The organism is Nocardia pseudovaccinii (genome assembly GCF_050942345.1).
Taxonomy (GTDB): domain Bacteria; phylum Actinomycetota; class Actinomycetes; order Mycobacteriales; family Mycobacteriaceae; genus Nocardia; species Nocardia pseudovaccinii.
Genome location: NZ_CP192074.1, coordinates 7,566,853 through 7,586,950 on the forward strand (window position 1 = coordinate 7,566,853; position 20,098 = coordinate 7,586,950).

23 protein-coding genes and 1 pseudogene are annotated in these 20,098 nt (G+C 65.1%); 9 read left to right on the forward strand and 15 right to left on the reverse strand.

Features of this window, described 5'->3' with window-relative positions; all coding sequences use genetic code 11:
- Positions 1-8: 8 nt before the first annotated feature.
- On the reverse strand, positions 9-905 hold the full coding sequence (locus ACQPZ2_RS34175) for a metal-dependent hydrolase (RefSeq protein ID WP_433522189.1): 897 nt from the start codon (positions 903-905) through the stop codon (positions 9-11).
- A gap of 240 nt (positions 906-1,145) precedes the next feature.
- On the opposite strand from ACQPZ2_RS34175, the gene ACQPZ2_RS34180 reads away from it, so the two are divergent.
- Positions 1,146-2,543: a WS/DGAT/MGAT family O-acyltransferase gene (locus tag ACQPZ2_RS34180; protein ID WP_433522190.1), complete on the forward strand. Its 1,398-nt coding sequence runs from the start codon at positions 1,146-1,148 to the stop codon at positions 2,541-2,543.
- Between the two features lie 53 nt (positions 2,544-2,596).
- On the opposite strand, the gene ACQPZ2_RS34185 is transcribed toward ACQPZ2_RS34180, so the two are convergent.
- Complete coding sequence (locus tag ACQPZ2_RS34185; protein WP_433522191.1) at positions 2,597-3,505, reverse strand: alpha/beta fold hydrolase; 909 nt, start codon at positions 3,503-3,505, stop codon at positions 2,597-2,599.
- A 64-nt stretch (positions 3,506-3,569) separates the two neighbouring features.
- On the reverse strand, positions 3,570-4,028 hold the full coding sequence (locus tag ACQPZ2_RS34190; protein WP_433522192.1) for a MaoC family dehydratase: 459 nt from the start codon (positions 4,026-4,028) through the stop codon (positions 3,570-3,572).
- 108 nt (positions 4,029-4,136) lie between these two features.
- On the opposite strand from ACQPZ2_RS34190, the gene ACQPZ2_RS34195 reads away from it, so the two are divergent.
- Entirely contained in the window at positions 4,137-4,880 is a 744-nt protein-coding gene (locus ACQPZ2_RS34195; RefSeq protein ID WP_433522193.1) for a glucose 1-dehydrogenase, read from the forward strand.
- 316 nt (positions 4,881-5,196) lie between these two features.
- Here the strand turns inward: ACQPZ2_RS34195 and ACQPZ2_RS34200 are convergent, their stop codons facing one another.
- From ACQPZ2_RS34200 to ACQPZ2_RS34210, 3 genes are read right to left on the reverse strand one after another with little or no spacing between them, the layout of a single operon-like run.
- Positions 5,197-5,526 carry a hypothetical protein gene (locus ACQPZ2_RS34200; RefSeq protein ID WP_433522194.1) on the reverse strand — a complete coding sequence of 110 codons (330 nt, stop codon included), beginning with the start codon at positions 5,524-5,526 and terminating at the stop codon, positions 5,197-5,199.
- Positions 5,527-5,532: 6 nt separating this feature from the next.
- The gene (locus tag ACQPZ2_RS34205) at positions 5,533-5,871 is read right to left on the reverse strand and encodes a hypothetical protein (RefSeq protein WP_433522195.1); all 339 of its coding nucleotides are present in this window, start codon (positions 5,869-5,871) and stop codon (positions 5,533-5,535) included.
- Positions 5,871-6,221 (reverse strand): hypothetical protein, encoded by a 351-nt coding sequence (locus ACQPZ2_RS34210; RefSeq protein WP_433522196.1) that lies wholly within the window; start codon positions 6,219-6,221, stop codon positions 5,871-5,873. The genes ACQPZ2_RS34205 and ACQPZ2_RS34210 overlap by 1 nt, the downstream gene beginning before the upstream one ends.
- Positions 6,222-6,546: 325 nt before the next feature.
- Here ACQPZ2_RS34210 and ACQPZ2_RS34215 point away from each other — a divergent pair, with 325 nt between their 5' ends.
- The 6 genes and pseudogenes from ACQPZ2_RS34215 to ACQPZ2_RS34240 form a co-directional block, all read left to right on the forward strand.
- Entirely contained in the window at positions 6,547-7,437 is an 891-nt protein-coding gene (locus ACQPZ2_RS34215) for a helix-turn-helix domain-containing protein (protein WP_433522197.1), read from the forward strand.
- A complete protein-coding gene (locus ACQPZ2_RS34220; protein ID WP_433522198.1) occupies positions 7,434-7,643 on the forward strand; it encodes a DUF397 domain-containing protein in 210 nt (69 codons plus the stop codon). Before ACQPZ2_RS34215 ends, ACQPZ2_RS34220 begins: the two co-directional genes overlap by 4 nt.
- Positions 7,644-7,692: 49 nt before the next feature.
- A complete protein-coding gene (locus ACQPZ2_RS34225; protein WP_433522199.1) occupies positions 7,693-7,902 on the forward strand; it encodes a DUF397 domain-containing protein in 210 nt (69 codons plus the stop codon).
- Between the two features lie 501 nt (positions 7,903-8,403).
- Positions 8,404-8,649, forward strand: a complete 246-nt coding sequence (locus ACQPZ2_RS34230) for a hypothetical protein (RefSeq protein WP_433522200.1) — start codon at positions 8,404-8,406, stop codon at positions 8,647-8,649.
- 312 nt (positions 8,650-8,961) lie between these two features.
- Complete coding sequence (locus ACQPZ2_RS34235; protein WP_433522201.1) at positions 8,962-9,816, forward strand: NAD(P)H-binding protein; 855 nt, start codon at positions 8,962-8,964, stop codon at positions 9,814-9,816.
- A gap of 96 nt (positions 9,817-9,912) precedes the next feature.
- Positions 9,913-10,239, forward strand: a pseudogene (locus tag ACQPZ2_RS34240) (anthrone oxygenase family protein); the annotation flags it as partial.
- A gap of 26 nt (positions 10,240-10,265) precedes the next feature.
- Here the strand turns inward: ACQPZ2_RS34240 and ACQPZ2_RS34245 are convergent.
- The 5 genes from ACQPZ2_RS34245 to ACQPZ2_RS34265 form a co-directional block, all read right to left on the reverse strand.
- Positions 10,266-10,946: a TetR/AcrR family transcriptional regulator gene (locus tag ACQPZ2_RS34245; RefSeq protein WP_433522202.1), complete on the reverse strand. Its 681-nt coding sequence runs from the start codon at positions 10,944-10,946 to the stop codon at positions 10,266-10,268.
- Entirely contained in the window at positions 10,943-13,207 is a 2,265-nt protein-coding gene (locus ACQPZ2_RS34250; RefSeq protein WP_433522203.1) for an MMPL family transporter, read from the reverse strand. The genes ACQPZ2_RS34245 and ACQPZ2_RS34250 overlap by 4 nt, the downstream gene beginning before the upstream one ends.
- A gap of 116 nt (positions 13,208-13,323) precedes the next feature.
- Positions 13,324-14,121 (reverse strand): N-acetylmuramoyl-L-alanine amidase, encoded by a 798-nt coding sequence (locus tag ACQPZ2_RS34255; RefSeq protein WP_433522204.1) that lies wholly within the window; start codon positions 14,119-14,121, stop codon positions 13,324-13,326.
- A 38-nt stretch (positions 14,122-14,159) separates the two neighbouring features.
- On the reverse strand, positions 14,160-14,963 hold the full coding sequence (locus ACQPZ2_RS34260) for a hypothetical protein (RefSeq protein ID WP_433522205.1): 804 nt from the start codon (positions 14,961-14,963) through the stop codon (positions 14,160-14,162).
- Between the two features lie 105 nt (positions 14,964-15,068).
- Positions 15,069-15,698: a LysE/ArgO family amino acid transporter gene (locus ACQPZ2_RS34265; protein WP_433527601.1), complete on the reverse strand. Its 630-nt coding sequence runs from the start codon at positions 15,696-15,698 to the stop codon at positions 15,069-15,071.
- Between the two features lie 65 nt (positions 15,699-15,763).
- Here ACQPZ2_RS34265 and ACQPZ2_RS34270 point away from each other — a divergent pair, with 65 nt between their 5' ends.
- Positions 15,764-16,657 (forward strand): LysR family transcriptional regulator ArgP, encoded by an 894-nt coding sequence (locus ACQPZ2_RS34270; RefSeq protein WP_433522206.1) that lies wholly within the window; start codon positions 15,764-15,766, stop codon positions 16,655-16,657.
- On the opposite strand, the gene ACQPZ2_RS34275 is transcribed toward ACQPZ2_RS34270, so the two are convergent.
- From ACQPZ2_RS34275 to ACQPZ2_RS34290, 4 genes are all read right to left on the reverse strand, one after another.
- Positions 16,637-17,866, reverse strand: coding sequence for a cytochrome P450 (locus ACQPZ2_RS34275; protein WP_433522207.1), 1,230 nt, complete (start codon positions 17,864-17,866; stop codon positions 16,637-16,639). The two genes, ACQPZ2_RS34270 and ACQPZ2_RS34275, sit on opposite strands and share 21 nt — an antisense overlap.
- Positions 17,867-17,976: 110 nt before the next feature.
- Positions 17,977-18,135, reverse strand: a complete 159-nt coding sequence (locus ACQPZ2_RS34280) for a hypothetical protein (RefSeq protein WP_433522208.1) — start codon at positions 18,133-18,135, stop codon at positions 17,977-17,979.
- Positions 18,132-19,568: an amidase gene (locus ACQPZ2_RS34285; RefSeq protein ID WP_433522209.1), complete on the reverse strand. Its 1,437-nt coding sequence runs from the start codon at positions 19,566-19,568 to the stop codon at positions 18,132-18,134. Before ACQPZ2_RS34285 ends, ACQPZ2_RS34280 begins: the two co-directional genes overlap by 4 nt.
- A gap of 79 nt (positions 19,569-19,647) precedes the next feature.
- Complete coding sequence (locus ACQPZ2_RS34290; protein ID WP_433522210.1) at positions 19,648-20,076, reverse strand: MerR family transcriptional regulator; 429 nt, start codon at positions 20,074-20,076, stop codon at positions 19,648-19,650.
- Between the last annotated feature and the right edge of the window lie 22 nt (positions 20,077-20,098).

Genomic DNA, 20,098 nt, shown 5'->3' on the forward strand with positions numbered 1-20,098 from the left:
TCGCCAGTTCAAGACGCAACCGCCTGGGCCGCGGGCGATTTGGCCAGATATGCCACCGCCTGCGCGGTCGAACCGACGGACTCCGGGTTGTAGCCGGGCTTGAATGTCGTCAGCGCGCTCCACAGCAGCGAGGGCACACCGGGCAGCGCACCGCGCCACATCGAGCCGAAGACGCGCGTGATCAGGCGCGGATAGCCGAGGTCCGGCAGCGCGGGATCCTGGTGCACCATGAATTTCGTGCCGCGAACCACCAGGGTGATGAAGATCGGGAAGACGATCATCATGATCGCCGCCCGCCGCACGTAGCCTGCGCCGAAGTAGAGCGCCACATCGTGGGCGACGTGCCGGTGTTCGACCTCCTCGGCTCCGTGCCAGCGAAACAGGTCGGCCACTCGCGGGTCGGCGCCGAACTTCTCCAGATCGGCATTGAGCACCCAATCGCCGAGGTAGGCGAAGAAATGCTCCAGGCAGGCGATGAATGCCAGGCGCTCCACCATGACCTGCCGCTGGGCGACACCATCGACATTCTTGGGCCCGAGCGACTTCCGGAACAGGTATTCCGCCTGCCGCACATACGGTTCCGGATCGATGCCGTTCGCGGCGAGCACCTCGTGCAGCACCTTGTCATGCGTCTCGGCGTGCATGGATTCCTGACCGATGAAGCCGAGCATGGCCTCACGCAGTTTCTCGTCTTTGACGTAGGGCAGCGCTTCGGAGTATGCGGCGCAGAACATCCGCTCGCCCTCGGGCAGCAACAGGTTCAAGGCATTGATCAGATGCGAGGCGATGGGTTCCGCGGGCATCCAGTGCAATGGGGTATCCGCCCAGTCGAACCGCACATTGCGCGCGTTGAGGGCAACCTCACCGGGATCGACGTCCTGCCGCACCCTACGAAGTAGCTTCATCGATACTCCTCGATCTCACCCGCCGCGCCACAGCTCGAAAAGAGCCACGACCCGCGACGTTGCGTACCTTCCTTCATGGCCGTAGCAATGATCATACACATATATGAAACCCTTAGTTACACACACGCCTGGCCAGCGCGAATGGCGCCGAAAAGCCCGCTTGACAATAGAAAGCTCGACTGTGACCGAGATCCCCGCGATCCGACATTAAACTAGAACACGTTCTAGTAGGCTTTGGCTATGGAGCGACTCACCGGGTTGGATGCCAGCTTCCTGTACCTCGAGACCGGGACCCAGCACCTGCACGTCTGTGCACTGCTGATCCTGGATCCCGCCGCAGGGGGCGCGCACTACACCTTCGAAAAATTCAAAGCAGAACTCGGCCGCAGGTTACCGCTGATCCCACAGATGCGGCGGCGAATCCACGAGGTGCCGTTCAACCTCGATCATCCGGTCTGGGTGGAAGACCCGGATTTCGATCTGGACCACCACATCCGACGAATCGAAACGCCGCGCCCCCTGGAACGCCGGGAACTCGCGGATCTGGTCGGCGAGACCGCCAGTGTGCCGATGGACCGCAGCCGTCCGCTGTGGGAGATGAGCGTGGTGGAGCATCTGACGGACGGCAAACTGGCGGTGATCTGCAAGTACCACCACGCCGCAGTGGACGGCATTACCGGCGCCAACATGATGATGCATCTGTGCGATCTGGAGCCAGGTCTCGGCGAGCCCGAACCGGCCGAGGAGTGGCATGCCGAGCCGCAGCCCAGTGACTTGAAGCTGGCGGCCGAGGCGGTGCTGAACCTGCCCAACAAGCTCGGGCTGGTCGGCATGGTGCCGAAAACCCTTGGCATGGTTGCCGGTTTCGCGCAGCGACGCCGAAACAGCCAGGCGGGCATGGCCTTACCGTTGACCGCACCACGCACCCCGTTCAACGGGGCGATCAGCCCGGATCGTGTGGTGGCGTGCGCCGAGACCGAGCTCGCCGCGATCAAGGAAATCAAGACCGCCTTCGATGTGAAGATCAACGATGTCGTCCTGACCGTCGTGGCGGGTGTGCTGCGCACCTATCTGGAGAAGCACGACGAGCTGCCCGACAAATCGCTGATCGCCTCGGTCCCGGTGTCGGTGCACGACGCTTCCCGGCACACCGCGGGCATCAACAAGGTCTCCTCGCTGTTCTCCCAGCTCGGCACCGATATCGCCGATCCGGTGGAGCGACTGCGGCAGGTGGCCGAGGCCAACCGCGACGCCAAACAGGAACATGAATTCGTCGGCGCGGATTTCCTGATGGACTGGTCGAAGTACGCTCCGCCGAACACCTTTCAGTTGGCCGCGCGCGTCTACTCGTCGCTGAAGCTGGCCGAGCTGCATCCGGTGGTGCACAACTTGGTGGTGTCGAACGTGCCGGGCCCGCCGATGCCGTTGTATTTCCTCGGACTTCAGGTCGAGGCCATGTATCCGTTCGGGCCGGTTTTCCACGGCGCGGGACTGACCGTGACCGTGCTGTCCAACAACGGTGATCTGGACTTCGGATTCATCGCCTGCCGGGAACTGGTGCCCGATCTGCAGGCGATAGCCGATGCGGTCCCCGGCGTCGTCGATGAATTGCTGACCGCGGCACGCGATCTGGGCTGATGCCCTCCGCTGCCCTGTTCGCCATCGCCGCCGGACAGGGCCGCATTCGAAGTCTATTTCTGCCTTGCGGCAACGGCGGCGCAGGCCTCCAGCAGTACCGGCACGAAGCGGTCGGCCTCGAGCACGCAGGATGCGTGACCGGCCTTGACCAGATGAATGCTCGCACCGGGAATCATGGTCGCCATCTCCAATTGCCGATAGACCGGAATCGCACGGTCCCGCGTCGTGATCACGACGGCGGTCGGCATCCTCAGCTCGGAAAGCCAAGCGGTCGCATCGAATCGGCCGACCTCGGCGATGACCTGTGCCATGGCCCAACCACTGCTGCTACGAAATTCGGTGAGCGCCCAGCGATTCAGTTTTCCCGGTGCCCAGGTGTGCTCCGGCAACTCGGGTAACCGACCCACGTACTCGGCGGCACGGCGGTACGAATAAGGGCCGATTGCTCCGGCCAATGCACCGAAGGTCAGATGAAATGCGCGCTCGCGCAACTTCTCCTGGAACCGATACGGCGTCGCACACGGCACCAGACCACTCACCCGATCCGAATGCCGGTGTGCGGCAAGCAATGCCACGACACCGCCGAGGGAGTATCCGGCCAGTATCGCCCGCTCGATGCCGAGCGCGTCCGCCACCGCGACGACGTCGTCGGCACAGTCCTCTACCGAGAACCGCTCCGAGCGGATACCGCGGCCGTGCCAGCGCTGATCGAAGACGATCACGCGGTAGCGCTCGGCCAGCGCGTCGAGCGCCGGAAACCAGGTCAGGTAGCCCGTGCAGGCGGTGGCGTGCAGCAGGATCAGGGTCGGCGCGTTCTCGGGGCCCGGAATATCGACGACGTAGGTGCGCCCGCGCCCCGGCAGCTCGACGAGCCGACCGCCGGGCACCTGCGCGATATCGGGTACCCCCGAACGCCGGGAGAACCGCCGCATGGCCACCACCGCGGGATTCGGATTCGTCATCGTCGGCCTCCTCGCGCGGCAATATTAGAACGCGTTCTACATCGATGATGCCATAGGACGCTATTCAGGCGAGCGCGCGGACGATGTATTCGGCGATGCAGGCGGGCTTATCGCCGCCTTCGCGTTCGATGGTCGCCTGGATGACGATCTGCAGGCCGCCGGGAACCTCGTCGACGCTCACGATCCGGGCGCGGCCCCGGATGCGGGAACCGGCGGGCACGGGCGAGGGGAAGCGGACCTTGTTCAGGCCGTAGTTGAGTCGCGCCGAGGCGTCCTTGATGGCGATCAGGTCGGCCATCAGCGGCGGGAGCAGCGAGAGAGTGAGGTAGCCGTGTGCGATGGTGGTGCCGTACGGGCCGGTGGCGGCGCGCTCGGTATCGATGTGGATCCACTGCCGGTCCTCGGTCGCCTCGGCGAAGGCGTCGATGCGATCCTGGGGGACCTCGATCCAGCGGCTCACGCCGAGATCGGTACCCGCTGCGGTGCGCAGTGATTCCATGCTGAAGACGGTCGGTTCACTCATAGATCGCACAGTAGCGCCGAGTCCCACTGGTCGATACCGAGGCGAGGTTCGACCGGCAATCATCTGTAACGTGTTTCGACAAGTCGATGGGATCGAGAGGAGGCCGCGATGGGGCGGTTGACCGGCAAGGTGGCACTGATCAGCGGCGGTGCGCGGGGCATGGGCGCGGCGCACGCGCGGGCACTGGTGGCCGAGGACGCACGGGTGGTGCTCGGCGACATCCTCGACGAGGAGGGCGCGGCCCTGGCCAAGGAAATCGGCGACAATGCCACGTATGTCCACCTCGACGTGCGTGAGAAGCAGCAGTGGCAGGATGCGGTCGCCGAGGCCGTGCAGCGCTTCGGTGCGCTGAATGTCCTGGTGAACAATGCCGGGATCGTCAATGGCAACCTGCTCGTCGACTTCGAATTGTCCGAGTGGCAGAAGATCATCGATATCAATCTGACCGGCACCTTCCTCGGCATGCAGGCCGCGACGCCCGCGATGATCGAGGCGGGCGGGGGTTCGGTCGTCAATATTTCCTCGGTCGAGGGCATGCGCGGCAGCCCCGGCCTGCACGGGTACACCGCCACCAAATTCGCGGTCCGCGGACTCACGAAGTCGACCGCACTCGAGTTGGCGCAGTACGGAATTCGAGTGAATTCGATCCATCCAGGGCTGATCCGCACACCGATGACCGACGGCATTCCGGAGGATTTCCTGCAGATTCCGCTGGGGCGCGCCGCTGATCCGTCCGAGGTGTCGGCACTGGTGACCTATCTGGCCAGTGATGAATCGTCCTATTCGACGGGCGCCGAATTCGTCATCGATGGCGGTCTGACCGTAGGAGTTCCGCACAAGACGTTCTCCTGATCGCTGCCGGGCGTGCGGGCTGGCTCCCTCAGCCAACCGATCGCCCTGGGATCACCGGACTTGCCCGACTCGGCCGCAGGTCGATGCCGAGTTCCGTCAGCGCTTGCTGTCGTCGCGCGGACAGCCGTCCGGTTCGGTGATCCGGGCGGCGTGCTCGGATACATGCACCGAGCCGAATCCCGTCGCCCGTGATGCGCCGGGTGGAAACACCGACACGTTGTGGTGCTCGGGGAAGGCACGCCGTGCGGCGATGACGTTGTCCCACTGGGATTCTCGCCGGAGGCCGTCGTCCCCGGTGCCGCGTGATCGCCATGGTTCACCAGGGTCTCCCCCACAGTCGGTGGCGGCGTGCGGAATCGGGGCGGATACGTCCCGCTTCGACCAGCGCGTCGAATGCGGCGTGCTTGCGGGCGCAGTCGTGGTCGCGGTGCAGTTGCATCGCGAGATGGGCGTCGGCCAGTGTGAATGCGGATTCGGGCGGGCCGCACGTCCATGCCTTCGGCCATTCGATCGGACGTAGACGGCCCGCGGCGGGCCGATGGCGTCGCGGCCTGTCGACCGGCCACACGCAGCCCACCCCGACCATGGCGAACGCGCCGCCTCCGATGACCGCGAGCACACTGTGCACCACTTGCCATGCGCCCATGGTTGTTCACCGCCCGCGATCCTCGCCCGGGTGGATCGGCGGTAGTGCTAGTTGGGTGAGCCCGTCGAGCACCTGCTGGAACGTCTGGAGTCCGGGCGTACCGATGGGCAGGCAGCGCTCGATGGTCTCGGCCGGAAAAGCGATGCCGCGCCGGTGGGCGCGCTCGCGCGGGCTCAACGCCTGCGGCGCGATCCGGCCGTGCCGCACGAGCGTGTAGTAGGCGGCCCACTTCCACGCGCACCGCTCGATCCGGCACGCGCGGTGTCGCCGCATCTGCTGGTGCGCCAACTCCACCTCGGCGCGGCCGCAGATGGTGGGCGGGGTGAGGATCGTGTGGTCGGCCATCAGGCTGCTCCCCGTTCGACGCCTGGCCTGGAGCGCATCCAGATACCTTGCGGACAAACGGTTTCCAGATCGAAACCCGCGTCGCAGATCACTGCGGGCCGACAGCCGACGTGCTCGAGGTCGAAGACAACGATCACCTCGATTTCGAGACCGGCCGCCATCGCGAGTGCATATCCGATCGGATCGTCGATATCGCCCGGTGGCCGAACGGTGTAAATGTATTGGTAGCCGAGCATGTTCGCGTGCCGCTGCACGTCGGAGGCGTGGCATGGCGCATCCGGACCGGACACGTCATCGCGGACGAACCCGATGGCCTTCGGTTTGGCGCTGATGGTTTGCGTAGGTGTCATGGCTCCCCCGGAACCTGGTCGGTGTGCTGGATGTCGGCGTCCGGCGACAACGATCGCGGTATCCGCTCGCGGGAACTTCGAGCCGCGAGGCGGACAGCTGAAGTTGTTGTGGTCGGTGCAGATTGGCGCTGTTCTCGGTGCTCCAACCTGCGGTGTCATCCGAACGTCGGGGCCAAGCACACCACGAACTTCGAGTGAAACACGCGATTCCGGAAGTTCCGGATCCAATTGGCCCGAATCACCAAGAAAGGGTCCACGGCCCGCGTAAAGTCCGTCCCGCGTTTGGGTTTCGTTTCGTTCCGCTTCTGCAAAGGATGCAAACAACATGACCAGCGACGATGAACCCTCGACCCTGCCCCGGCGACAACTGGGACGTTTTCTACGCGAAGCGCGCGAAGGCACCGGGCTATCTCTCGAACGAGCCTCCCACCTCGTGGAACTGAGTAAGACCGCCCTTCATCGCATCGAGACCGGCGGCGTGAAGAAGTCCCGCATCCGCGACATTCAAGCCCTGTGTGAACTGTACGAAGTCAAACCGGCCGACATCGATCGCGCGGTCGAACTCGCCAAGCAAGCACGGGTCACCTCGTGGTACACCGCATTCGGCGGGCTCTACAGCGATGCGACGTTCAACATGTACGTCGAACTGGCGGCCGCCGCGCGCGAACTGATCGCCTACCACGAGATCGTCCTCGGTCTAGTACAGACCGCTGACTATGCGCGGGCGCTGATCAGTGCGTTCTACCGTGACAGCGACCCCGAAGACATCGAACGCCGGGTCGAATTGCGCCTGAAGCGACAAACGATCGTCACCCGCAAAGCCGATCCGGTGAAACTCGAGCTGCTACTTCATGAATCGGCGCTGCACCGCGTTGTCGGCGGGCCGAAGGTGATGGCTGCACAGCTGAATCATCTGGCCGAGATCAGCAAGCTGCCGAACGTCTCGCTCCGTATACATCCGTACGTCGGCGGATGCGCTTTGGGTGTGCTGCATGGCCCTTTCGTCATTCTCGACTTCGGCACCGACGCCAAGGGCCGCACAGTGGAACCCCCGCTGGTCTATCTCGAAGGGAACGGAAAGCCGGACTTGTACCTGGAACACGCCGACGACTTGCGGCGCTACCATGACATTGCTTCGGCCGTACGGAGCACAGCACTGGATGAGACGCAAACGCGAGAACTGCTCAGGCGGGCAGCAAGGAGTTACAGAGCGTGAATACTGACCTATCCGGGGTGAATTGGTTCAAGAGCAGCCACAGCGGCGGCCAGACCGACTGCGTCGAGGTGGCGTGGCTCGACACAGGCAGCGTCGGCGTTCGCGACTCGAAGAACCCCACCGGCCCAGCGCTGATCTTCGCCCCGGGCGAATGGGATGCCTTCACCACTGGCATCACAGACGGAGAATTCCAGCGCCCCGCCTGACCGGCACAACGCGAGACCTGCTCAGGCGAGCAGCAAGGGAGTGGTCAGCGTGAACACCGAACTATCTGAAGTGAATTGGTTCAAGAGCAGCCACAGCAGCGGCCAGACTTCCTGCGTCGAGGTGGCGTGGCTCGACACAGGCAGCGTCGGCGTTCGCGACTCGAAGAAACCGACCGGCCCAGCGCTGAACTTCGCCCCGGGCGAATGGGATGCCTTCACAGCTGGCGTCACCAACGGAGAGTTCAACCGCCCCGCCTGAGCCAGGCAAAACCGAAGACCACAAAGCGGCCCCGCGCGACCATGACGTCGACGCGGGGCCGTTGCTATTGTCACGGAAGGCCATCCTGCACAACAGATTTGGTGGCATGAAAGTCGCGAATACCACCGAGCCGAGGTCACGCTTCAGCGCGGATTGCCGCGCCGCCTACCCCTGGGCCCCTTCCACCTCTGCTTGCGATCGTTCAGCCGCACTGGCCTCGACCTGTTCGTCTGTGGAGGATTCGAGATTTCTTGCTGTTGACCGAGGCCGGTTCGTCGTACGGTCGGCGAGCTCACGACCGCGCCAGCGCTCACGACTCGTCTCTGGGCTGCTCCGCGGCGGTCGGCATGACCGAATCCCCATAAGTCCCAATAATGTTGACATCACATGCTGTTGACATCACGCGATGTCGATTATTAACCTTTTATGACATTCCCGCGTGTGCGCGCGTCGGCGGCTCCGCGTACACCGTCGGCATGTCTAGCCTTTCGAGGAGGACGCATGAGGTTCGGGCAGGCAGCACAATCGGTGGTGCTGAGCATTCTTCGTCCCGGCGGCCTGCTGTCGGCGGTTCAGATCCAGCGACAGGCACAGCTGACGGGATGGAGCACCCGCAGCGCGCTGTCGCGGCTGCGTGCACGCGGCCTGGTCGTCGCCATTTCGCACAGCGGGTGCTGGCAGATCAGCGAACGCGGACGCGCGACGACAACTGCGCGAGGTGCGTCACGACTGGCCTCCAGCCGCTGATACACACTGCCGCTCACCGCGCAGCCGTACGCCGTTCGCCTGGCGGAGCTCGACTGAGTATCCGGTCCGCAGACCTGAAGTCCTGAGCGGTCGTGCAGTTCCGTTCCAGCCGGTTCATCGCACGGGAGCCCCGATACGGTCTCGCAGCGCCGACCACACCATGCCCGGCTTCGAGCGCCGGTCCAGCAGTTCGGACGCGGCATCCGCTCGGACGCGCAGCTGCGGCTCGATGTTACGGAAGTCATATCGCATGACACTCCAATCAATCTAGTATGAGATTCATACGATATGATTTCCAAAGATGGAGTGGTCATGATCCTTATCACCGGAGCCACCGGAACCGTCGGCCGTCCGCTCGTCGAACTGCTTGCCGCACAAGGAGTTCAAGTGCGCGCCGTCACCCGGTCCCCCGAAAATGCCGAGCTGCCCGCCGGTGTCGAGGTCGTGGGCGGCGATCCGGTCTGGCCGGACACGCTTGCCGACGCCCTCGACGGTACGTCCGCGGCATTCCTGCATCCACGCGCCGTGGGCGATGCGGCCTTCGCATTCGCGGAACTGGCCGGTAAGCGTGGTGTGCGGCGGCTCGTCGCCCTCTCGGCCATCAATGTCGACGACCCGCTCGACGCACAGCCGTCCCGGTTCCGTGGCGATCGGAACAGGGAGGCCGAGGAGGCGGTGGTCGACAGTGGTCTGGAGTGGGTGAGCCTGCGCGCCAGCAGCTTTGCGGTCAATGTGCTGCAGAGCGGCTGGAATGCCCAGATCCGAGCGGGTGATGTGGTGCGCGGCCCCTATGCCGAATTCGCCGAGAGTCCGCTGCACGAAGGGGATATCGCGGCGGTCGCGGCGCATGCCCTCCTGACCGGCGATCTGGTCAACAGACGAGTGGAATTGACCGGACCGCAATCACTTACCCATGCGGATATGGTTCGGATCATCGGCGAGGTCATCGGTAGGCGGCTGCGCTATGAGGAAGTTCCCGCCGCTGTGGTGCGACAAGGCATGGTGGCGCGCGGCTTTCCCGAGGATTTCGTCGACTCCCTGCTCACCCGCTACGCCGATGGCGTCGGCCAACCCGCACCGCTCACCGACAATGTCGAGAAAATACTCGGCCGCACAAGAACTTTCGCCGAGTGGGCCGCCGATAACGCTGCCGCGTTCCGGAATTGAGTGCGGACCATGCGCACAATCGCCAATTTCGCCGCCCAGATATTCAGCGGTATCTTCGCCGGATTCCTGATCGCCGTCCTCGTCCTCGAACTATCGATGCGTGACGCCACCGCCGCCGTCTACACCCAGGTCAGGCAGATCGAACTGGAATGGCTCGATGTCCTCGCCACCGTCACCCTGCTGCCCGCCCTGATCGCCACCGCCCTGATCATCGTGGCCCGCTTCCGCGACCGCGGCCCGACCCGCTGGCTCCCGATCATCGCGTTCGCACTGCTCGCGAGCGTCCTGATCCTGACGATCATCGTCAACCTGCCGATCAATGCCGACCAGCGCGACTGGATCGCCACCATGCCGCCCGGCGACTGGGCAACCATCCGTGATCGTTGGCAGCTCTCCCATGCGGTGCGCACAGTAGCCGCCACTCTCGCCTTCGCGGCGCTGAGCGCGGCTCAGGGCACCCGACGGTTCGCCACCACCCACTCGGCGACGGCGTCGGGGGACACGTCGTCGCCGAGCATATTATCGATGACAACCCGCCCGACGCAGATCGATCGCAATACGCGATCGGTGAATGCCTCCACATCTCCCCACGGGAGATAGGGTTTCGCGATCAGCAGCGAGGCGACGCCGTGCGCGGTCGACCACAACTCCAAGACGACCGGCACCGGGTCACCCGGCGCGACCACGCCGAGGTTCATGCACTCGGTGACGGTCGCCGCGAGATGGGCGAAGGCACTGCTGCTCAACACCTGGTCGACCGCGCCCGCCGTCTCGCCGGGCGTCATGGCCAAGCGGTACTGCTTCGGATGCTCCCTGGCGAAGCGGACATATGCCAGGCCCTGCTGACGCAGACGCTCCATCGGCGAGTCGTTCGGATCGGATGCGGCCAGCATTTCCGCGTCCAGATCTTCGAAGACCTGGGCCACCACCGACTCGATCAGCTGATCCTTATCCGCGAAATGGCGGTAGATCGATGGCGGGGTGACACCGACGATCTTGGCGATCTCCCGGATGGAAACCGCGTCGACGTGACCGGCATCAGCCAGCAGTTTCTTTGTGGCGTCGAGGATTTCGGCGCGTAGCTCCGCACCGGAGCCACGTGCCGAACGCTTCCTGCGGGTAGAAGTCACGCTCGTCCGGCTAGTTGGTGTTTATCGGATTCGGTTGTGCCCGGTGCGGTTTCGCCCTCACTCAGGCCGATCTTGGCATGCAGCCGGGCGAGTGGCGCGGGCGCCCACCAGTTCGCGGTGCCGAGCAGCCGCATGAGTGCGGGCGCGAGCAGGCCGCGGATCAGCGTTGCGTCCGCGAGCACCGTCAACGTCAGACCCAGACCCGTCATCTGGATGAACGATACCTTCGAGGTGACCATGGCGGCCATCACGATGGCCATCAATAGTGCGGCCGCGGTGAAGATCCGGCCGGTGCGCGCGACGCCCAGGGCCACCGCGCGAGTGTTGTCCGCGGCGGTCTGTCCCGAGGCCAGCCACTCCTCGCGGATGCGCGAGAGCAGGAATACCTCGTAGTCCATGGACATTCCGAAGGCAAGACAGAACATCAGGATCGGCATGGTCGGAACCAGATATCCGGTCGCGCTGTTGCCGAAAACGCTGGACAAGTGTCCGTCCTGGAAGATCCATACCATCGCTCCGAACGCGGCGGTCAGCGAAAGCGTATTGAGGGCAAGAGCTTTCAGCGGTAGCAGCACACTGCCGGTGAACAGGAACAGCACCACGAAGGAGGTGAGCGCGATCAGCCCAGCGGCCAGCGGCAGTCGCGCACCGAGTGCGTCGAGGGAGTCGCGGTTGATCGCGGCGCTGCCACCGAAGAGCGCCGGTCCCGGGCTCGGGACATCGCGGAGCCGGTCCAGTTGCGTCTTACCCGCGGAGGTGAAGGGATCGACTGTCGTCGCGACAGTGAGGAATGCGCCGGTGTCGTTCGTCATCTGCGGCGATCCCGGCGCCACCTTCAGTCCGCCTGCGTACAGGCCGGAACCCGAGAGCACTCCGGACACGCCTTCCACCTTCGACAGCGCGGCGGCGTAATCGCCGATGGCGGCCGGGTTTGCGTGGTAGTCGTCGAGCACCACGGTGGCATTGGTCGCGGCATTGGATTGGAAGTCCGAACGCAGGGCGTCACCGACCGTGCGACTGGAGGCGGAGGCGCCCGCATTGAGCACTCGATCGTCCGGATAGCCGAATTTCACACCGAGGAACGGGGATCCGATCGCCAGCATCAGCACGATGATCGCGATAGCGACCGGTGCGGCATGGCGCATCACCCACTGGACTGTGCGGTACCAGAAGGTCTGCTCGGGTGTGCGCTGGATGTGCGGGTCCCAGCCGAACAAGCGCCCCAACGGCTTTCGCAGATCCAATGCATTCACTCGATGTCCGAGCACCATCAATACCGCGGGCAGAATCAAGATCGATGCTGCGGCGGCAGCGGCGACCACCGCAACTCCCGCGTAGGCGAAGGATTGCAGGAAGTACAGATTGAACACGCCCAGCGCGGCCACCGACAGCGCGACAGTCAGTGCGGAATACAGCACCGTGCGTCCCGCGGTCTGCACCGCGCGCACCACCGCAGCCTCGACATCGAGTCCATTGCCGAGTTCCTCGCGGAAGCGGCTGACAATGAACAGGCTGTAGTCGATCGCGAGGGCAAGACCCATTGCCGTGGTCAAATTCAGCGCGTAGATCGACACATCGGTGAAGACCGTGAGGGCGCGCAGGATCGCCAGGGTGGTCAAGATCGCGAAGATCCCGACGGCCAGCGGCAGAAAGGCCGCGACCAAGCTGCCGAAGACCAGGATCAGCACGATGAACGACAGCGGGATGGCCACGCTCTCCGCGACCGCGAGATCATGGGTGATCTGCTCGTTCGATTCGTGGTAGAGGGAGCTGAGGCCGCCCTGATAGACGCTGACGCCGTCGCTGGTGCCGGTGACCTCTTCGGCGATCGCACCGGCGGCCTTTTGCGCCACGGACTCCTCGCCGGTGATGTAGCCGAGCACCAGTGCGCTCTTACCGTCCTTGCTGCGCAACACGGATGAGAACGACTGCGGAGCGCTCCAATAGGACTGGATGCCGATCACATCGCCGCGCGAGCGCAGGGTGTCGACCACCTTCGCGCCCGCGGCCTTGGCAGCCGGGCTGTCCGCACCGGCATCATCGCGAACCAGCAAGATGAGATTGGGTTCCGCGCCGCCGAAGTTATCGGCGATCAACTTGGCGACCTGCGACGATTCGGCATCGTCCGGGGTGAAACCGCCCGTCTTCATATCCGAGATCACCGTGGCCCCGAACACGCCGCAGAGTACGGCCAACAGTGCGGCGGCGAGCAGGATCGTCCGCGGATGCCTGGTGGCCAGATGTGCGATCCGTACGAGCATGAGCGACTCCCCTAGTTCGACCACCCTTGGGTAACAGCGTTAGCGTAACGCCGTTAACTCAGTGTCGATAGGGGCGCACAGCTAACAAATAGTGATCCCGATCACGGTTTGGGCAACTACCCGAGGAAGGCGACGATCGCATTGGCGATGGCGTCCGCGTACCTCGCCCGGCCGTCGGGCGATTCGATCAGCGCGGCGTCACCCGGATCGCGCATATTTCCACACTCGACCAATGCGACCGGACGTTCGGACAGGTTGAGACCCGCCAGATCCGCGCGCGGGTTCATGCCGTCGGAGCCGACGTAAGTCGACGGGACGAAGCCGGACCCGATCATGGTGTCGCGCAATGTCGTTGCCAGTCGCTGCGACGGCTCGTGCTGGGCCGGGTTCAGTGGCGGCGACGAGTACGCGACGTGGAAGCCGTGCGCACCCGCGGCGGCGCCGTCGGCATGGATCGAGACGACAGCCGCTGCGCCACTGCGGTTTCCGATGGCGGCGCGTTCGTCGACACACGGGCCGACGCCCGCATCGTCGTCGCGGGTCAGCACGACGCGAATTCCGCGGGCGGCCAAGGCATCCCGGACCCGGATAGCGACATCCCAGTTGAATTCGTGTTCGGTGTAGCCATCGGTGGCCGACGTGCCGGTGGTGTTGCACGCTTTGGTCTTTCCGCGACCGTCCGGCACCTGACGGTTGATCTCGCCGGGCTGCGCGGCATTGCCGCCGTTGTGGCCGGGGTCGATGACCACCACGCGGTCATCGGCGATGAAGCGCGGCGGGGATGTCGCCGGTTCGTCGCCGACCTGCGGTGCCGTGGTGCGCGCCGATGAACCCGATGTGTCGTGCGCGCATCCGCCGAGCAACATGCCCCACGCGCAGATCGCGGCGGTCGTCTTCCAGCTTCGCAATCGCATGACATCGACACTGCCACAGGCTTGCGGCCGGTTCATGGCTAGCGGAAGGCCAGTGCGCCGAGCGTATCCGCGTGCCGGTACTGCAGATACTTCTTGACCGTGTCCGCGGCGACGGCAGCGTTCGCGGTGGCCACCGTGACCACGACGAACTCCTTCTCGGTCCCGTCGCGCCATTTACCGGTGACGAAATTGTCGATGTAGGTGCCCGGTCGCAGGTGCAGGTCCTCGTCGGTGAACTTGCCGAGCGCGGCGGTGGCCTGGCCATCGCTCGACATCGCCATGACGAATTGGGTGATCTTCAGCCCGCCGCCCTCGGCCCGGTACACCATTTCGGCGGCGTACTCGCAGCCCAGTCCGCTGAGCTTGCCGTTCACCTCGAAATCGCGGCAGTTGGCGTGGTCGCGGCCCTCGACCCAGTCGGCGTGCAGTTCCACGCTGTCGAATTTGAAATTCCAGTCACCGGCGAAGTCGCTGTAGCTGAGCTTGCCCGCGGACGGTTGGCCAGAGCGCGGCGTTGTCGTGGTCGTTCGCGGGGTGCTCGTGCGCGGCGCACTCGTCGCCGGGACGACGGTGGCGGTGGCATCCGACGCCTGCGGTTGGTCCTTATCTCGCGCGCTGATGACGACCAGCCCGACGCCGACCACGGCGAGCACCGCGACCAGGCCGAGCACCACCGCGACGATCACACCGGTCTTCGATTTCGGCGGCGGGCCCGGTGTCGGCGCGCTGGGATACCCCATCGGGTAGCCCGTCTGCGCCCAGCCATGCTGAGCCGGATAGTCCACCGGTTGCCCCCACGGCGCCGGATCCTGCCGCGGCTGCTCCCCGTATGGATAATTCACTGCCTGCCCACCTCTCCCGCCGGGGCGGCGACCCCCACCCTGCTTCGGCCCACCCAGTCAGGTACTGATCGCGAGCCGATCCCCCAGCGTTGCAGTTATGCCAGCTTAGCCGGTGAGCAAGAGGCCCAGCGCAAGGCCGAACATCACGGCCGCGATCACCGAATCGAGCACGCGCCAGGCGATCGGGCGGGCGAACAGCGGGCCGAGTTTGCGGGCGCCGTAGCCGAGCGAGGTGAACCAGATGATGCTTGCGGCCATCGCGCCCGCGCCGAGGAACCAGCGGTCCGGACTGGTGTAGGTGTTGGCGAAGGAGCCGAGCAGCAGCACCGTGTCCAGGTAGACGTGCGGATTGAGCCAGGTCAGGGCCAGGCAGGTGAGGACGGTCGCGCCGAGCGCGACGGTGGCGCCGGTGGACTCGGCGCTCAGGCTCGATGACGCGAAGGCGCGGCGGGCGGCGAGAATGCCGTAGCAGAGTAGAAATGCGGCTCCGGCGTAGCGGATCACCGTCAGCAGCACGGGTGCGGATTCGACCACGACGCCCAACCCGCCGACTCCCGCGGCGATCAGCACGATGTCCGACACGGTGCAGACCGCGACCACCGCGAGCACATGCTGACCACGCAGACCTTGTCGCAGGACGAAAGCGTTCTGCGCGCCGATCGCCACGATCAAAGAGAGTCCGAAGCCGAGTCCCGAGATGGCCGCCAGGGCCGCCGATGATGCCGTCACATGCATCGACGCTAGATCCACCGCCGTGACCAGACCAGCTAAAGATTCTGAAGTACCTTTACGATTTCTTAATGGACTTGCAGCTCGATCAGCTCCGCGCGCTCAATGCGGCGGTCACCGAGGGCACCTTCGATGCGGCCGCGCGCAGTCTGCGCGTGACGCCATCGGCGATCAGTCAACGCATCAAGGCACTCGAGGATGCGGCCGGTCGCATATTGCTGCAGCGCACAAAACCGGTGCGGCCCACCGAATCCGGGCTCGCGGTGCTGCGGTTGGCGCGGCAGATCGAACTACTCGCGGGTGATGCCGCACGCGAACTCGGCGATACCGATCGACCCGCGGATCGACCGATCCGGGTGCCGATCGCGGTCAATGCCGATTCGCTGGAAACGTGGGTGATGCCCGCGCTGCGGCAGGCGCCCGCCGGTGTGTGTTTCGAGATACATCGTGAGGACGAGGAGCATACGACTCGACTGCTGCGCGACGGGACGGTGATGGCCGCGATCACCGCCACCGCCGCGGCGGTGCAGGGCTGCCGGGTGGAGCGGCTCGGCGCCATGCGCTATCGGCCCATGGCGAATCCGCGGTTCGCGCGGACCTGGTTCGCGGATGGGCCTACCGCGGAGGCGTATTCCGTTGCGCCGGTTGTGCTTTTCGATCGCAAGGATGATCTGCAGGATCGACATCTGCGGCGGCGGTGTGGGCAGCCGGTGGATCCGCCGCGGCATTATGTGCCGTCGTCGGCCGGATTCGCGGAAGCGGTTCGGATCGGGTTGGGATGGGGGATGTTGCCGGATCTGCAGACTCGGGGTGGCCGGAGTCTCGTGCCCATCGATGGGGATTCGCATATCGATGTGCCGCTTTATTGGCAGCAGTGGAAGGTTGATTCGCCCGCGCTCAGTGGGGTTGCGAGTGCTATCGCGGCTGCTGCGGCTGAGGCGCTGTCAGACGGTCCACGGCGGTGACTTCGGGAAGGTCACGGGCAGGGCGGTCAGTGCGCGGTGAAACGGGCCCGGACGCCAGGTGAGGGCTGCCGCCGGGGTGGCGAGTCCGAGTTCCGGTATCGCATCGAGCAATTGGTCGATCGCGTCTTGAGCTATCAAGTACGCCATGGAGTTTGCGGTGCATGCGTGCGGGCCCGCGCTCCATGCCAGATGTGAGCGGTTGCCGGTGCGCTCGCCGATAATTTCGGGATCGTTGTTGCAGGCCGCCATGCTGATGAGGACGGGTTGGTGTGGGGGCAGCCACATTTCGTCGATCAGGATGGGCTGTCGCGGATAGGTGATGCAGTAGTTCGCCAGCGGTGGGTCGGTGAACAGCACCCGGTCCAGCGCGTCGCGGGTGGACAGGCTGCCACCGAGCATATTGTCGGCGACGCGCTCGTCGGTGAGCATCAGCAGCAAGGTGTTGGCGATCAGATTCTGGGCCGGTTCGATGCCAGCGCCGTAGAGGAGCATCACATGTTCGAGCACCTCGAGATCGTCCAGGCCGACGGGGTGTTGAAGTAGTCGGGTCGTGATGTCGTCGCCGGGTTCGGCCTTCTTGAGTGCGATCAGCTCGGTCAGCGCTTCGTGTACCAGCTCATTTCCCTTGGCGGCGTTGACCGTATCCAACATCGCCGCCAGGCCGAGTGCGGTGCGGCCCCCGATTTCGGGCGGACAGCCGAGGACGGCATTGATCGCGGTGAAGGCGAGTGGGAGTGCGTACTGGCTGATCAAATCGGCCGATCCGGTCGTGCAGAACGCGTTGATCAGCGGGATGGCGATCTCGGCGACCGTGGTGTGCAGTGCGTGCAGGTCGACCGCCTCGATGGCCGCGTTCACGGCCTCCCGATAGCGAGCGTGCACCGCGCCGTTGCTGTGCAAAACGCTTGGGCGCCAATCCATCATCGGTAGGACCGGACAGTCCGGTGGAACGTCCTTCTGCCAGGTGCGCGGATCGCGCGGGAAGTGCTCGGGGTCGTGCAGAATCCGCACCGCGGCGCGATAGCCGATCACCAGGGTCGCGGGGGTGTCGGGAGCCAGATCCACCGGCACCAGCGAACCGTACTTGCGGCGCATCTCCCGATATGCGCTATGCGGGTCGGCGGCGAACTCCGGGGTGTAGAGCGGAGCGCGCTCACTACCGGTATCGAAGGGCGAGCGGTGCGGAACGGGAGACTGCTGGGTGGTCACGAATCCAACTCCAAACGGTGGAACGATCGACGCGCATGCCGCCTACGTCGAAAACCGCGGAGGTAGAGCCGAATTCGCCGCCCCACCCCTGCGGCGTACTCGATGCCGAATCAGCTCGGCTGTTTTCCCCGGTACGGCATATAGCCGCCACTGGGATCGATATATCGGGCCTCGTCGACCGATTGCAGCAGACCTGCCATCCCCTGCAGGAGTTGCTCCAACATGGCGATCGCCGCGTTCTCCTCCGCGGAGGCGGGCCAAGAACTCATGGCAATACCTTTCGGCTCGGCGTGGGTGTCAGGCGGTGGTGATCGGTGCGGCGCTGGAAGGCGTCACCCGCGCGCAGCACGGTTGCCTCGTCGAAATGCTTGCCGCTGATCGACATCGACAGGGGGACGCCGTCGGCGGTGAGCCCGATCGGTACCGCGATGGTGGGGTTGCCGAGCGCATTCCAGTACGGCGTATGCAATCCGGCCAGGACGCTCACCGGATTCAGCTGCTCCATGGCGTCGATACGTGGGGCGCCGAGGTGGCCGGTCGGGGTCGCCACCAGGTCGACCTCGGCGAGCAGCTCTGCCATCTTGCGCTGCGCGACATGTCGAACCCTTTGGGCCTGAACATAATCCGCACCGGACACCGTGGTGCCCGCGGCGAAGACGACGCGACTGCCGCGGGCGTAGTCGTGGTATCGGGAGTGCAGGGTCGGTCGGTGGTATGCGGCTGACTCGGCGGCCAAGACGATCAAAGTCGTGGCCGTTGCCTCGACGTACATCGGCACCTCGACCGGGACTACGGTCGCGCCCGCGGCGCGCAGGGCATCGATAGCGGCCGAGAACCGTTGTGGCTGTAGCGAATCGCGTCCGTCGCCGACGAAGCGGTCGAGATTGTCGACGCCGATGGTGATTCCGTGCAGGTCGCCGGTGAGCGCGGCCGTGTAGTCGGCGACGGGCTCGGTCGAACTGTAGGGATCTTCGCGATCGTGACCGGCCAATACCTCCAGCAGCAAGGCGCAGTCGGCGGCCGTGCGAGCCAAGGGGCCCGCATGGTCGAGGGTGTAGGCCAGTGGCACCACACCGGATTTCGGCACCCGTCCGAATGTCGGCTTGAACCCGGTGATGCCGCAGAAGGCTGCCGGAATGCGCAGGCTGCCGCTCGTGTCGGTGCCGACGGCACCCAGAAAAGCCCCGGTCAAAAGCCCACTGGCGGAACCAGAGCTGGACCCGCCCGCCCACCGCTGCGCGTCCCACGGATTCCGCGGTATCGGAAAGGGCTTCTCGGGATCCGGGACACCGATGGCGAATTCCATCGTGGTGGTCTTTCCGACGACGATGCCACCGGCCTGCTCCAGCCGCCGCACGACCGCGGCATCCCCGGCCGACTTCGCCCATGCCGGGTCGAGCACCGAACTCTGCGCCGTGGTCGGCCCGGCCGAGTGCGCGAAAATATCCTTGACGCCCAAGGGAATCCCATCCAGTGGCGCGAGCGCCTCCCCCTCCGCGATCTTGCGATCCACCCCGGCGGCCTGCGCCCGCGCCCTCTCCTCGAACCGAGCCAGAAACACCCCGAGCGTCTCGTCGTGCGCATCCGCGGCCGCCAGCGCCCCTTCCACTAGCTCGGCCGCACTGACTTCCCCGCGTCTCAGCCCCGCCCGCGCGTCTGCGATCGTGGTGAATGCCGTTGCTGTCGAATCAGTTTCAGTCATCCCATCCCCATCCGTAGCACCCCGATCCTGCCACGCCGATCCCGTCGGCGGGCGAATTCGGAACACTTCCCCTTCACAGTCACAATCGATCCGGGTCCGCGCTGTTCGTGGTCGGGATTTCGTCGCGCTGGGCGGTCGGGGCGTCGGCTGCGAGCCAGGGCATGCGGTCGAGCAGCCGGTCCCGCAGTTCCGTCAACCGAGTGATGCGCTCGTTCAACTCGGCAACTCGTGGCGGTCCGACGGCCGCGTAGCCGGTGGCGCAGCGCGGTTCGAAGGGAAATACGGCGGGCAGGTCGTGGTCCAGGTAGGGCAGAAAGGCCCGGACATCGTCGACGGTGAAACCGATATCGAGCAATTCGCGGATGTTGTTCACCTGTTTGATCGCGTTTTCGTCGTAGGTGCGGTATCCCGAGGTAGCGCGCTCGCAGGTGAGCAGGCCCTGCTCTTCGTAGAAGCGCAGGGCGCGGGTGGTCGTTCCGGTGCGCGCCGCGAGTTCACCGATCAGCATCTCGTTTCCCTTCCGTCGGTAG